The sequence below is a fragment of the Pseudoduganella ginsengisoli genome (assembly GCF_009720865.1).
In the GTDB taxonomy this organism is placed as follows: Bacteria; Pseudomonadota; Gammaproteobacteria; order Burkholderiales; family Burkholderiaceae_D; genus Rugamonas; species Rugamonas ginsengisoli.
The window spans coordinates 817628-831249 of the sequence record NZ_WNLA01000001.1; the positions used below are offsets into that span (position 1 = coordinate 817628).

The 13622-nt window shown below is 60.0% G+C and carries 11 protein-coding genes; 6 read left to right on the plus strand and 5 right to left on the minus strand.

The features are described 5' to 3' along the window. Positions 1-84: 84 nt before the first annotated feature. From sucD to recA, 5 genes are all read right to left on the minus strand, one after another. Positions 85-966: a succinate--CoA ligase subunit alpha gene (gene sucD, locus GM668_RS03540; RefSeq protein ID WP_155437502.1), complete on the minus strand. Its 882-nt coding sequence runs from the start codon at positions 964-966 to the stop codon at positions 85-87. 14 nt (positions 967-980) lie between these two features. Further along, positions 981-2147 carry an ADP-forming succinate--CoA ligase subunit beta gene (sucC, locus tag GM668_RS03545; RefSeq protein ID WP_155437503.1) on the minus strand — a complete coding sequence of 389 codons (1167 nt, stop codon included), beginning with the start codon at positions 2145-2147 and terminating at the stop codon, positions 981-983. A gap of 63 nt (positions 2148-2210) precedes the next feature. After that, positions 2211-2810 (minus strand): DUF2889 domain-containing protein, encoded by a 600-nt coding sequence (locus tag GM668_RS03550; protein WP_155437785.1) that lies wholly within the window; start codon positions 2808-2810, stop codon positions 2211-2213. 244 nt (positions 2811-3054) lie between these two features. Continuing rightward, positions 3055-3510 (minus strand): recombination regulator RecX, encoded by a 456-nt coding sequence (gene recX / locus GM668_RS03555; RefSeq protein ID WP_155437504.1) that lies wholly within the window; start codon positions 3508-3510, stop codon positions 3055-3057. Positions 3511-3679: 169 nt separating this feature from the next. Beyond that, on the minus strand, positions 3680-4759 hold the full coding sequence (gene recA / locus GM668_RS03560; RefSeq protein WP_155437505.1) for a recombinase RecA: 1080 nt from the start codon (positions 4757-4759) through the stop codon (positions 3680-3682). A gap of 161 nt (positions 4760-4920) precedes the next feature. On the opposite strand from recA, the gene GM668_RS03565 reads away from it, so the two are divergent. The 6 genes from GM668_RS03565 (at position 4921) to GM668_RS03590 (ending at position 13594) form a co-directional block, all read left to right on the plus strand. Continuing rightward, positions 4921-5613 carry a response regulator gene (locus tag GM668_RS03565; RefSeq protein WP_155437506.1) on the plus strand — a complete coding sequence of 231 codons (693 nt, stop codon included), beginning with the start codon at positions 4921-4923 and terminating at the stop codon, positions 5611-5613. An 8-nt stretch (positions 5614-5621) separates the two neighbouring features. Further along, positions 5622-7133 (plus strand): sensor histidine kinase, encoded by a 1512-nt coding sequence (locus GM668_RS03570; RefSeq protein WP_371868621.1) that lies wholly within the window; start codon positions 5622-5624, stop codon positions 7131-7133. Then, positions 7120-7401: a DUF4212 domain-containing protein gene (locus tag GM668_RS03575; protein WP_155437507.1), complete on the plus strand. Its 282-nt coding sequence runs from the start codon at positions 7120-7122 to the stop codon at positions 7399-7401. Before GM668_RS03570 ends, GM668_RS03575 begins: the two co-directional genes overlap by 14 nt. Further along, the gene (locus GM668_RS03580; protein WP_155437508.1) at positions 7398-9437 is read left to right on the plus strand and encodes a sodium:solute symporter family protein; all 2040 of its coding nucleotides are present in this window, start codon (positions 7398-7400) and stop codon (positions 9435-9437) included. Before GM668_RS03575 ends, GM668_RS03580 begins: the two co-directional genes overlap by 4 nt. A gap of 129 nt (positions 9438-9566) precedes the next feature. Continuing rightward, entirely contained in the window at positions 9567-11555 is a 1989-nt protein-coding gene (locus tag GM668_RS03585; protein ID WP_229498874.1) for an alpha/beta hydrolase family protein, read from the plus strand. A gap of 8 nt (positions 11556-11563) precedes the next feature. Further along, positions 11564-13594 (plus strand): alpha/beta hydrolase family protein, encoded by a 2031-nt coding sequence (locus GM668_RS03590; RefSeq protein ID WP_155437509.1) that lies wholly within the window; start codon positions 11564-11566, stop codon positions 13592-13594. Positions 13595-13622 lie beyond the last annotated feature (28 nt).

Here is a 13622-nt window from a genome sequence, read left to right on the forward strand (position 1 = left end):
ATGCACCTGACACCAGGGTATCAGGCACATGGCAAAAAAAAGGGGAGCTGAACGCTCCCCCTTATTATTCACCAAAAGCTTGAATTACAGCATTGCTTTCAGCAGACGCGCCATTTCGGACGGGTTTTTGGTGACTTTGATGCCGCAGGCTTCCATGATTTCCAGCTTGGCTTCCGCGGTGTCAGCACCACCGGAGATCAGCGCGCCAGCGTGGCCCATACGTTTGCCTGGAGGCGCGGTCACGCCGGCGATGAAGCCAACCACTGGCTTCTTCATGTTGTCCTTGATCCAACGTGCAGCGTTGGCTTCGTCTGGACCACCGATTTCACCGATCATGATGACGGCGTCGGTATCAGGATCTTCGTTGAACATGCGCATCACGTCGATGTGCTTCAGGCCGTTGATCGGGTCACCACCGATACCCACTGCCGACGACTGGCCCAGGCCCAGTGCGGTCAGCTGACCCACTGCTTCATAGGTCAGCGTGCCCGAACGGGACACGACGCCGATACGGCCTTTCTTGTGGATGTGGCCAGGCATAATGCCGATCTTGATTTCGTCAGGGGTGATCAGGCCAGGGCAGTTCGGGCCCAGCAGCAGGGTTTTCGAACCAGCTTTAGCCATGCGGTCTTTGACTTCCATCATGTCGCGGACTGGAATGCCTTCGGTGATGCAAATCGCCAGGTCCAGTTCAGCTTCCACAGCTTCCCAGATCGCGGCAGCGGCGCCTGCTGGCGGCACGTAGATCACGGAAACGGTGGCGCCGGTTTCCGATTTAGCTTCTTTCACGGAAGCGTAGATTGGAATGCCTTCGAAATCTTCGCCGGCTTTCTTCGGGTTCACGCCAGCGACGAAAGCTTCGCGGCCGTTGGCGTAGTCGCGGCACATGCGGGTGTGGAACTGGCCGGTTTTACCGGTGATGCCCTGGGTGATGACTTTGGTGTCTTTGTTGATCAGAATAGACATGTTGGTTCCCTTAATTATTTACCAGCTGCAGCGGCAACAACGCTCTTGGCAGCATCTTCCATGGTGTCAGCGGCAATGATCGGCAGACCGGAGTCAGCCAGCATCTTCTTGCCCAGATCTTCGTTGGTGCCCTTCATGCGCACGACCAGCGGCACTTGCAGGGAAACGGCTTTCGATGCGGTGATCACGCCTTCAGCGATCACGTCGCAACGCATGATGCCGCCGAAGATGTTCACCAGGATGGCTTTCAAGCCTGGGTTCTTCAACATGATCTTGAATGCTTCGGTTACTTTCTCAGCCGTAGCGCCACCGCCCACGTCCAGGAAGTTGGCTGGCTCGCCGCCGAACAGCTTGATGGTGTCCATGGTTGCCATGGCCAGGCCGGCGCCGTTCACCAGGCAGCCGATGTTGCCGTCCAGGGAGATGTAAGCCAGGTCGAATTTCGATGCTTCGACTTCGGCTGGATCTTCTTCGTCCAGGTCGCGGTAAGCGACGATTTCTGGATGACGGAACAGCGCGTTGGAGTCGAAGTTGAACTTCGCGTCCAGGGCGATGACTTTGCCCGAACCGGTCAGGATCAGCGGGTTGATTTCAGCCAGCGATGCGTCGGTTTCCCAGTACGCTTTGTACAAGCCTTGCAGGTTGGCGCGTGCGTCCGCGATCGACTCGGCTGGCACGCCGATTTTCGCAGCAACAGCGTCGGCATCCGCGTCGGTCAGGCCGACCGCTGGATCGATCACCACGTTGTGGATCAGTTCTGGGTGCTTTTCAGCGACTTCTTCGATGTCCATACCGCCTTCGGACGACGCCATCAGCACAACGCGCTGGGTGACGCGGTCGGTAACCAGCGAAACGTACAGTTCTTTCTTGATGTCCGCGCCTTCTTCGATCAGCAGGCGGCGTACTTTCTGGCCTTCAGGGCCGGTCTGGTGGGTCACCAGCTGCATGCCCATGATCTGGTCAGCGTATTCTTTAACCTGTTCCATCGACTTGGCGACTTTCACGCCACCGCCTTTACCACGGCCGCCAGCATGGATCTGAGCCTTGACAACCCACACTGGGCCGCCCAGGGTTTCAGCAGCTTTCACTGCCTCTTCCACGGTCATGCACGGAATGCCGCGCGGAACCGTCACTCCGAATTTTCGGAGGATCTCTTTGCCTTGATACTCATGGATTTTCATGCTGGCTTCCCTTCTGATTGGTACTGATATAAAAGATTAAACTGCGAGGGTTGAACTGCGTCGTTAAACTACCGGGGGGTCTTCTGCTGCGGGCGCCTGGCCAGTCCTTTTCACTGCCCAGCGCGGATAGTAGCGGGCGACTGCCCCGCCATCCGTGCGCAAGGCATGGCATTTATCAAGCTGGAACGGCTTGGAATGCGGCACATCGGCGCTGGCCCCGTCATGCGTGGGCCAGACGTCGTTGGCGAAAGCCTGGATTGCCGCCGTTGGCAAGACCAGGGCCAATTCCGTCAAATGGGTGCAACCAGACATGCCATACAAGCGCTGCTTGAGTTCATGCCGGAAACCCAACATCAAGTTCAGTCCCACCAGCGCCTGGTAAGCAGGGGCAATGGTGTCGCAAAAACCTGGATACGGAACGGAGGCGGAATCGGCTTCGGCTGCAACGATGTTCAGTTTTCGGTCCACTGTGATGCGCAGCCACAAGTCGTGCAGTGGCTGGCCAGCCGGACGCAGGCCGGAAGCGAGCAGGGTGTCGTTTTCTTTGATGTCGGTGATATGGGCGTCGAGGTCCCACAGGCCATCCTCGCGCGCGTACGCCTGGATGTCTATGGCACGCGTGTGCCGTAGCGCACGTCGAGAGACTGGAGTTGACAAGGACATAATACCGATGCCGCTTTCGCGGCAGAAATTAAAAAGCAGCCATGTACTTTTAAGCATCAAAAAGCACGTTGCCGCAGCTTCTACGGACAACCACCGCCCCCGCGGTGCTGCAAAAACCGTCAAAGTGTAGCACACGATTGCGCGAGTTGCGATGTGCCTTATATCAACTAGAAGGCAAATTCTCACTACGTAGTAAATATTTATGGCAGGCTGGCTGCCGCCACTTTGACGCACTCCGGGCTATTTACTCGTCATCGTCGGGGCTGCCCTTCAGTGCTTCCCGCACGGCTTTCTGGGAAAAGCCACGCTGTATCAGGAAGCGCATTTGCTTGGCTTTTTGCTGTGCATCTTCGGCCACTACGCCAAATTTGCGGCGCCACACTTCGATGCAGCGCGCAGTTTCATCTTCCTTCAGCCCCGCTTTTAATTCTTGCAGCGCTTCACCCTGGATGCCGTGGCTCTGCAATTCGGCCACGATACGGCTGGCGCCATAGCGGGCGGCGCGGCGGTGGATCAGCGATTCGGAAAAGCGTTCCTGTGACAGCCAGTTATTCTTTTCCAGGAAATCCAGCAGCGCTTCCACGTCGTCGCCCTCTTCCGCATAACGGGACAACTTGCGGCCCAGTTCCAGCCGGCTGTGCTCGCGCGTGGACAGCAGGCGCAAGGCACGGGCCTTCAGGCTGAGGGGGGGCATGGGCATGACATGACTCCAGATGTAAAAAAGCGGACGACGCAAATGCGCTCATCCGCCTTTAGTGAGATGTAGGCTGGATTAGGCGCATCGCGCCGTAATCCGGCAAGCGTCGCGATGACGCATGCATGGCGGATAAGGGGGACGCCTAGTCCGCTCCGCGCTAATCCGCCCTACATTAGTCGACAGCTTTCAGTTTTGGCGCCGGCGCTGCAGCTTCATCCTCCGCCGATCGCGGCAATTCACGCACGCCCAGCGCTGCACGCACCTTGTTCTCGATTTCACGCGCCAGGGCTGGGCGCTCTTTCAAGAACATACGGGCATTGTCTTTACCCTGGCCGATGCGTTCGCCGTTATAGCTGTACCACGAACCGGATTTTTCCACGATCTTGTGCTCGGCGCCCAGATCCAGGATTTCACCTTCGCGCGACGTGCCTTCGCCATACAGGATGTCGAAGTGCGCTTCGCGGAACGGTGGCGACACTTTGTTCTTGACGACCTTGACCTTGGTTTCATTACCGATGACTTCGTCGCCGGACTTGATGGAACCGGTACGGCGGATATCCAGGCGCACGGATGCGTAGAATTTCAGCGCGTTACCGCCGGTCGTGGTTTCAGGGCTGCCGAACATCACACCGATCTTCATACGGATCTGGTTAATGAACACCACCAGCGTATTGGTACGGTTGATGGAGCCTGTCAATTTACGCAGTGCCTGCGACATCAGGCGCGCTTGCAGACCTGGCAGCGAATCGCCCATGTCGCCTTCGATTTCAGCGCGTGGCGTCAGGGCGGCAACGGAGTCCACCACCACCATGTCCACACTGCCGGAGCGCACCAGCGCATCGCAGATTTCCAGCGCCTGTTCGCCCGTGTCCGGTTGCGAAATCAGCAATTCATTGAGGTTCACGCCCAGCTTCTGTGCGTACACCACGTCCAGCGCGTGTTCCGCGTCGATGAACGCGCACGTGCCGCCCAGTTTTTGCATTTCCGCAATGGTTTGCAGCGTCAGCGTGGTTTTACCGGACGATTCCGGACCGTAAATTTCCACCACGCGGCCGCGTGGCAAGCCGCCTACGCCCAGCGCGATGTCCAGGCCCAGCGAGCCGGTGGAAACAGTTTGCACTTCTTCAATCGGCGCGCTGGAATCCATGCGCATCACGGAGCCCTTGCCGAATTGCTTTTCGATTTGCGCCAATGCAGCAGCCAGCGCCTTGGCTTTTTCCGATGCGGGTACTACGGCTTTCTTGTCGTCCATGATGATCTCTCAGCGTCTGATAATGGGTACAGGGTGTACTGTATAAAAATCCAGTGGTTTTTGCAAGCGCTGTTTTCAGAAATCGATAAACCGCGCAAAAGCTGGCAATGTTATGCAAACTCTTACAAAATACCAATTCCCGCAGCTGATTCGAATCAACCATGCGTATTTTACTTGCCGAGGACGACAGCGTCCTGGCCGACGGCCTCACCCGTTCGCTGCGCCAGTCCGGCTATGCGATTGATTGCGTCAAGAATGGCCAGGAAGCGGATACCGCCCTGTCCACCCAGGAATTCGACTTGCTGATCCTGGACCTGGGCTTGCCAAAAATGCCAGGACTGGAAGTGTTGCGCCGGCTGCGCTCCCGAGGTTCGCTGTTGCCGGTGCTGATCTTGACGGCGGCGGACTCCATCGAACAGCGGGTGAACGGCCTCGATCTCGGGGCCGACGATTATATGGCCAAGCCATTCGCGCTGTCCGAACTGGAGGCGCGGGTGCGGGCGCTGACGCGGCGCGGCCAGGGCGGCGGCTCCACCGTCATCAAGCATGGCCCGCTGACGTATGACCAGGTCGGCCGCAGCGCGTACATCAATGACCAGATGCTGGATTTGTCGGCCCGTGAACTGGGCTTGCTGGAAATCCTGCTGGCCCGCACCGGGCGCCTCGTGTCGAAGGAACAGCTGGTCGACCACTTGTGCGAATGGGGCGAGGAAGTGTCGAACAACGCCATTGAAGTGTATGTGCACCGCCTGCGCAAAAAGATCGAAGTGGGCGGCGTGCGCATTGCCACCGTGCGCGGACTGGGCTATTGCCTGGAAAAGTTCAGCGACGCCCCGCGCCCTGACTCGAAATAAAGCACGCAGTGAGCAACGGTCCCGCCCTTCATGACAGCCAGTCCGACTGGCAGGCGGACCACCACGACGGCAGCGAGGAAATCCAGCATTCGCTGTTTGGCGAAATCCTCGACTGGATGCTGGCGCCCTTGCTGCTGCTGTGGCCCATGAGTATCGCCATCACGTACCTGGTGGCGAAGTCCATCGCCAATCAGCCGTTCGACCACGCGCTGGAAGACAGCGTCACGGTATTGGCCCAGCAAATCCGCGAAGTCGATGGCCGCATCGTACCCCGCACCGGCGGTTCCGCCCGCGACTTGCTGCGGGCCGACGACGTCGACACCGTGTATTACCAGATCGTCGCGCCCAATGGCGAAGTGCAGGATGGCGACCGCGAACTGGCGCAGCCGCCCGAAGATGACCGCGACCGCCCGGGCGCCGTGCACTTCAGGAACAGCAATATGCACGGCACGCCGGTGCGCGTCGCGTATTCGTTTGTCGTGCTGGAAGACCGGGGCGCGGAAGAAACCCGGCTGGCGCTGGTGCAGGTGGCGGAAACGCTGGAAAAACGCGCCAAGCTGGCCAATGAAATCATCAAGGGCGTGATCCTGCCGCAATTCATCGTGCTGCCCATCGTGCTGGCGCTGGTGTGGTTTGCGCTGTCGCGGGGCTTGTCGCCGCTGGCGCAATTGCAGGAACGCATACGCGCCCGCAACCCGGATGATTTGAGCCCCATCGATGCCCGCCAGGTGCCGGAAGAAATCACGCCGCTGGTGCGTTCGCTGAACGACATGCTGGAGCGGCTGTCGCTGTCGATCGACATGCAAAAGCGCTTTATTGCCGATGCGGCGCACCAGATGAAAACCCCGCTGGCCGGCATGCGCATGCAGTCGGAACTGGCGCTGCGCCAGACCGACCAGGGGGAGATCCACCGTTCGCTGGAACAGCTGGCGAAAAGTTCGGAAGCAGCGACGCGCCTCGTCAACCAGTTGCTGGCGCTGGCGCGCGCGGAAAACCAGCCGCAGGCGGGCGCCTCGCTGCTGCCGCTGGATCTGCCGGAACTGGCCCGCAGCGCCGTGCGCGACTGGGTGCCCGCCTCATTCAACCACCGTATCGACCTGGGCTACGAAGGGCCGGACGATGGACTGCTCATTGCCGGCAACCCCACCATGCTGCGGGAAATGCTGTCCAACCTGATCGACAATGCGCTGCGCTATACGCCACAGGGCGGCGCCGTCACGGTACGCGTCAAAGGCGCTGGCGGCATGGCCGTGGTGGAAGTGGAAGACACGGGGCCCGGCATTCCGGAAGCAGAACGGGGCCACGTGTTTGAACGCTTTTACCGGATCCTGGGCAGCACGGCGGAAGGCTCCGGCCTGGGCCTGGCCATCGTGCGCGAAATCGCGCAGCAGCATGACGCCACGGTGGAACTCACGTCCAATCCCCGCAGCACGGCGCCAAAGATGCCGGGATGCCTGTTCCGCCTGACCTTCCCTATTTACATGCCGCCGGCTCCTCCCGAGCCAAATGATGATGAATAACGAACTGCTGCGCCAGCTGCGCAATGAACACTGGAGAAAAACCCGGCAGATTACCGCCGTGCTGTTGCTGCTGTGGGCCGCCACGATCTTTGGCGCGGTCTTCTTTGCCCGTGAAATGAGCGGCATGACGCTGTTTGGCTGGCCCCTGTCGTTTTACCTGGCCGCGCAGGGCGCGCTGCTGGTCTTCCTCGCCATCATCGGCGGTTACGCGTGGCGCATGCGCGCACTGGACCAGCGCTACCGCGCCATCGCGCGATCGACGCGATGAAGCGCACTTTCTTCCAGCGCCTGTCGCGCTACTACCTGCTATTTACGGGCGGCTTCGCCTGCTTTTTGCTGGCGCTGGCCATGCTGGAAAAAGAAGGCATGCCGCGCGTGTGGATCGGCTATTTATTCATGCTGGCCACTATCACCCTGTATGCATTCATCGGGCTGGTCAGCCGCACATCGAATGTGGCGGAATATTACGTGGCGGGGCGGCGGGTCCCGGCCCTGTTCAACGGCATGGCGACGGCGGCCGACTGGATTTCCGCCGCCAGCTTCATCAGCCTGGCCGGCACGCTGTATTTGCACGGCTTCGACGGCCTTGCTTACATCATGGGCTGGACCGGCGGCTATTGCCTGGTGGCGCTGCTGATCGCGCCCTACCTGCGCAAGTTCAGCCAGTACACGATTCCCGATTTCCTCGCTGCCCGCTATGGCGGACCACATCACGGCCGCATCGTGCGCATGATGGCGGTGGCCGCCACCATCATCGTGTCGTTCACGTATGTGGTGGCGCAAATTTACGCGGTGGGATTGATTGCCTCGCGCTTCACAGGCGTGGATTTTTCCGTCGGTATTTTCCTCGGGCTGGCCAGTATCCTCGTCTGCTCGTTCCTGGGCGGCATGCGCGCCATCACGTGGACGCAAGTGGCGCAATACATCATCATCCTGGTCGCGTTTTTAATGCCCGCGATCTGGCTGTCGGCCAAGCATGGCGGCAATCCCGTGCCGCAAGTAGCTTATGGCAAGTTGCTGCCGCAATTGACGGCCCGCGAACAGGCGCTGCGAAACGATCCGAAGGAGCAGGAAGTGCGCCGCATTTTCCTGCAGCGCGCCGCCGAATACCGGGAAAAAGTCGAAGGCTTGCCCAGCACGTGGGATGCGGGCCGTTTCGAAGCGCAGCGCCAGCTTGATACCGTCAAGCAGCGCAATGGCACCTTGCTGGAAATCCGCCTGGCGGAAAAAGCCCTGCTGGCCTATCCAAAAACCGTGGAAGAAGCACAGGAAGCGTGGGATTCCGCGCGCCGCTATTACGAACAGCGGGCGATCCCGCCTGCGCCGCATGCGGAACCGTTCGCCGCGCCGGCAAAACAGGCTTCCGACGTCAAACGCAATAACTTCCTCGCGCTGGTGTTTTGCCTGATGGTGGGCACGGCGGCACTGCCGCACATTTTGATGCGCGCTTATACGACGCCGTCCGTGCATGAAACGCGGGTGTCCGTGTTCTGGACGCTGTTCTTTATCCTGCTGATTTATCTGACCATCCCCGCGCTGGCCGTGATGGTCAAATATGACGTGTACACAGCCATGGTGGGCAGCAAATTTTCGCAGTTGCCCACGTGGGTGTCGTACTGGGCCAATGTGGACCGCGTACACCCGCTGATCAATATTTCCGATGTCAACCGCGACGGCATCGTGCAGCTGGCGGAAATTGCATTCGATGGCGACGTGCTGGTGTTGGCTACGCCGGAAATCGCCGGCTTGCCGTATGTGATTTCCGGGCTGGTGGCGGCCGGTGGCCTGGCGGCGGCGCTGTCCACGGCGGACGGCTTGCTGCTGGCGATTTCCAATGCGCTGTCGCACGACATTTATTACCAGACCGTCGATCCGCACGCCTCCACGCAAAAGCGCGTGACGATTTCCAAGCTGCTGTTGCTGGCCGTGGCCTTCATTGCCGCCTATGCCGCATCGACCAAACCCGCTGATATCTTGTCGCTGGTGTCGGCAGCCTTTTCGCTGGCCGGCTCCACGCTGTTCCCCGCGCTGGTACTGGGCGTGTTCTGGAAGCGGGCCACGCGCCAGGGCGCCGTGGCCGGCATGGCCGTGGGCTTCCTCGTCTGCGTGTATTACATGCTGCATACCAATCCCATCCTGGGCGGCAGCGCAGCCGGGCAATGGTTCCAGATTGCCCCTGTCTCCGCAGGGATATTCGGCGTGCCGGCCGGCGTACTGGCCATGGCCGTCGTCAGCTGGCTGACGCCGCCGCCGGGCAAGGACGTGCTGGCGCTGATTGAACATATCCGGACGCCGGAAGCTTAACCGAGAAGATTATCAAATGGGCTAGCCAAAATGACAGCGCGATGTTAATCTAGAGAAATTATTTTCTTTATAACTTTCGCCGTGCTGTTCCCATCCCGCCGTTTATGCGCGCTAGCCGTTGCCGCCGCATTGTCCGTTGCCCTCCCCTGCCATGCCGCCGGCGCCACACGGATACCTGCTGCGGATTTCTTTAATAATCCAGACTTCAGCGGCGCCAAGCTGTCGCCCAGCGGCCGCTACCTGGCGGCCAAGCGCGTGGCGCAAAATGGCCGCGAGCAGCTTGCCGTGGTGGACCTGGTCAACACGACCGCGGCATCGGTCGCTATTTTCAAGGACGCGGACGTCGGCAACTTTGCGTGGATCAGCGACGAGCGCCTGCTGTTCGACACGACTGACAAGCAAATCGGCCAGCGCGAACTGCGCTATGGTCCCGGCCTGTATGCGGTGAACCGCGACGGGCAGTCTTTCCGCCAGCTGGCGCGGCACAACAATCCATTTTTCCGCTTTGGCGACGACGTGAAAGATTTGCTGCCCTGGCACACCTTCATGCTGGACCAGGATGGCGCCCAGGATTCCGAACAGGTGTATGTTGAGAACATCAACGTCAACGCGCCCGGCGATTATGACCATGTTGAGTTGCTGAAGCTGAACACACGCACGTTGCGCCACACCACTGTCGAAGGCCCTGGCGACACGCGTGGCTGGCTGCTGGACGCTCAAGGCGAGCCCCGGATTGCCCTCACGATTGAAGGCAACCAGCAGGTATTGCATTACCGCGAGCCGAAAGATGGTAAGTGGCGCAAGGTGGCTAGCGCCGACATTTTCAAAGGCGGCCAAGGCTATTACGAACCATTGGCCTTTGGCAGCGACGGTACGCTGTATGTCCGCACCAGCACCAGCGAAGACAAAGGCGTTGCGGCCGTCCATACAATGAACCTGGAAACTGGCGTCATCAGCCAGAAGCCGCTGGTGAGGCTGGATGGCTATGATTTCAAAGGCAAGCTGATATTCAGCCAGGGGAAATTGCTGGGCGTGCGCTTCGTTGCCGATGGCGAAGGGACGCAATGGTTCGATGCCGGCATGCAGGCGATACAGCAGGAAATCGACGCCAAGCTGCCCCGCACGGCCAATGTCGTGACGCCGCCCGTGCGCGCGGAAACCCCATACCTGCTGGTGGAGGCGTATTCCGACCGCCAGCCGCGCGCGTACTTCATCTATGACAAAGACAAAAAGACGCTGAACCTGGCAGGCCACTCGCATCCGAACATCAAGCCGTCGCAAATGGGCGCGCAAGACTTGCAGTACTATGCGGCGCGCGACGGCATGCGGATCCCTGTCTGGCTGACCAAACCTGCCGGCGCCGATAAAAACCTGCCAATGGTCGTGCTGGTGCATGGCGGCCCGTACGCCCGCGGCAGCCAGTGGGGCTGGCACCCGGAAAGCCAATTCCTTGCCTCGCGCGGCTATGCGGTACTGGAACCGGAATTCCGCGGCAGCGAAGGCTATGGCTACCAGCACTTCCGCGCAGGCTGGAAGCAATGGGGCCTGAAAATGCAGGATGACATTGCCGATGGCGTCAAATGGGCCATTGCGCAAGGCATCGCCGATCCGAAACGCATCTGCATCGCGGGCGCCAGCTATGGCGGCTATGCTGCCATGATGGGCCTCGTCAATGATCCGGGCCTGTTCCAGTGCGGCGTCAATTGGGTCGGCGTCACCGACATCAACCTGATGTTTACCGGCCACTGGCGCTTCACGTCCGATTTTTCACCGCTGTGGAAGAAATACGGCATGCCGGAACTGGTGGGCGATCCTGTCACGGATGCCGAGCAATTCAAAGCCACGTCGCCGCTACAGCAGGCGGCGCGCATCTCACAACCGCTGTTGCTGGCCTATGGCGGCGCAGACATGCGCGTCCCCATCATCCACGGCACGAAATTCCGCGATGCCGTCAGCGCCGCCAACAAGCAGGTGGAATGGATCGAATACAGCGAAGAAGGCCACGGCTGGGCCTTGCCGAAAAACCGCATTGATTTCTGGACCCGCGTCGAGAAATTCCTCGACAAGCATATCGGCGGCGCTGCCGCATCTTCCGCCACTACAACGCAATCTCAATAAGACGCACCATGAAACATCTCGCTATGCGGCACATTGCCGCCCTGATGCTCGCCCTGCCGCTGGCTGCCAACGCAACCACGCCCGCCACGGCGCCTGCCGCTGCAGCGCAGGCGCTGCCGTCACTGGCAGACTTTTTCAACAACCCGGAATTCAGCGGCGCAAAAATATCGCCCAGCGGACGGTATCTGGCCGCCAAGCTGGCCGCCCCCAACGGGCGTGAGCGGCTGGCGGTGGTGGACTTGAACACCAATTCCGTCAAGTCGGTCGCGTATTTCACCGACGCCGACGTTGGCAGCTTCAGATGGGTCAATGACGAACGGCTGCTGTTCGACACGACGGATAAACAGCTGGGCGAGGGCGACCGCCGCTTTGGCGCCGGCTTGTATGCCGTGAACCGCGATGGGGAAAAATTCCGCCAGCTGGCCAATCGCACCTGGCAAAACTTCGAAACCGGTACCCATATCAAGAGCAACTTGCTGCCCTGGTACACGTACATGATGGGCCAGCGGGGCGCGCAAGACTCCGAATATGTCTACGTCAACCGCAGTGTTTACAATGGTCCTGGCGACTGGGGGGCAACCGATCTGCTGCGCCTGAACACGCTGACAGGCCATCACACCGCGATCCAGCGTCCGCCCGATACCACCGGCTGGCTGCTGGATGAAAAAGGCGAGCCACGCATCGCCACGACCGCCAGCAAAGGCAAAAGCGCCATCCACTTGCGTGACCCCAAGACTGGCGAATGGCGCATGCTGGTGGATTTTGCGACCTACACGGGCGGCAAAAACGCTTTCATGCCGCTGGCATTCGGCCCGGACGGCGTGTTTTACGTGGTGGCCCATGCGGGCCGCGACAAGGCAGCCGTCTTCAAACTGGATTTGGAAACTGCCAAACTCAGTGACAAACCCGTGGTGGAACTGGCTGGCTACGACTTCACGGGCCACCTCATCTTCAGCAACAGCAAGCTGCTGGGCGTGCGCTACACAACCGATGCCCAGGGTACGATGTGGTTCGACGACACGATGAAAGCCATGCAGGCGGAAATCGATGCCAAGCTGCCCAATACCATCAACCTGGTGACGCCGCCAAGCCACGCAGAAACACCCAATGTGCTGGTGGAATCGTATTCGGACGTGCAGCCGCGTATCACGCTGGTTTATAACCGCGAAACCAAAACATTGAATCTGGTGGGCCAGACCCGCCCGTCCATCAAACCCGAGCAAATGGCGCAGCAGGATGCTATCCGCTACAAGGCGCGCGACGGCTTGCAGATTCCTGCCTGGGTCACGACGCCTAAAGGCGAAGGCAAAAACTTGCCGATGGTAGTGCTGGTGCATGGCGGTCCTTATGTGCGCGGCGGCGAGTGGGGCTGGAGCCCGCAAGCCCAGTTCCTCGCATCGCGCGGCTATGCCGTGCTGGAGCCGGAGTACCGCGGCAGCACGGGCTTTGGCGACCATCACTTCAAGGCCGGCTGGAAGCAATGGGGCTTGAAAATGCAGGATGACATTGCCGATGGCGTGAAATGGGCGGTCGATAAAGGCTTGGCCGATCCCAAGCGGATTTGCATCGCGGGCGCCAGTTATGGCGGCTATGCCACCTTGATGGGGTTGGTGAACAATCCGGACTTGTTCAAATGCGGCGTCAACTGGGTCGGGGTGACGGATATCAGCCTGATGGCCAATGGCCACTGGAGCTATGTCTCGGATTTGAGCGACATGTGGAAAGAGTACGGCATTCCCGTTCTGGTGGGCGACCCGGTCAAGGATGCCGAACAGTTGAAGGCCACGTCGCCGCTGCTGCAGGCGGCGCGCATCACGCAGCCGCTGCTGCTGGCCTATGGCGGCGCGGACAAGCGCGTGCCGCTCTACCACGGCAACAAATTCCGCGATGCCATCGCGCCCTATAACAAGCAAGTGGAGTGGATCGTGTACGAAGAAGAAGGCCACGGCTGGGCCTTGCCAAAGAACCGCATCGACTTCTGGACCCGCGTCGAGAAATTCCTCGGCAAGCATATCGGCGCGGAGGCGAAAAAAGAGTAACCTGACGGCTGGCCAACTTCGTTGAAGG

Bases quoted from the DNA above. Each gene is read 5' to 3' on its own strand.
- sucD (WP_155437502.1), bottom strand. From the start codon at position 966: ATGTCTATTCTGATCAACAAAGACACCAAAGTCATCACCCAGGGCATC.
- sucC (WP_155437503.1), bottom strand. From the start codon at position 2,147: ATGAAAATCCATGAGTATCAAGGCAAAGAGATCCTCCGAAAATTCGGA.
- GM668_RS03550 (WP_155437785.1), bottom strand. From the start codon at position 2,810: ATGTCCTTGTCAACTCCAGTCTCTCGACGTGCGCTACGGCACACGCGT.
- recX (WP_155437504.1), bottom strand. From the start codon at position 3,510: ATGCCCATGCCCCCCCTCAGCCTGAAGGCCCGTGCCTTGCGCCTGCTG.
- recA (WP_155437505.1), bottom strand. From the start codon at position 4,759: ATGGACGACAAGAAAGCCGTAGTACCCGCATCGGAAAAAGCCAAGGCG.
- GM668_RS03565 (WP_155437506.1), top strand. From the start codon at position 4,921: ATGCGTATTTTACTTGCCGAGGACGACAGCGTCCTGGCCGACGGCCTC.
- GM668_RS03575 (WP_155437507.1), top strand. From the start codon at position 7,120: ATGATGATGAATAACGAACTGCTGCGCCAGCTGCGCAATGAACACTGG.
- GM668_RS03580 (WP_155437508.1), top strand. From the start codon at position 7,398: ATGAAGCGCACTTTCTTCCAGCGCCTGTCGCGCTACTACCTGCTATTT.
- GM668_RS03590 (WP_155437509.1), top strand. From the start codon at position 11,564: ATGAAACATCTCGCTATGCGGCACATTGCCGCCCTGATGCTCGCCCTG.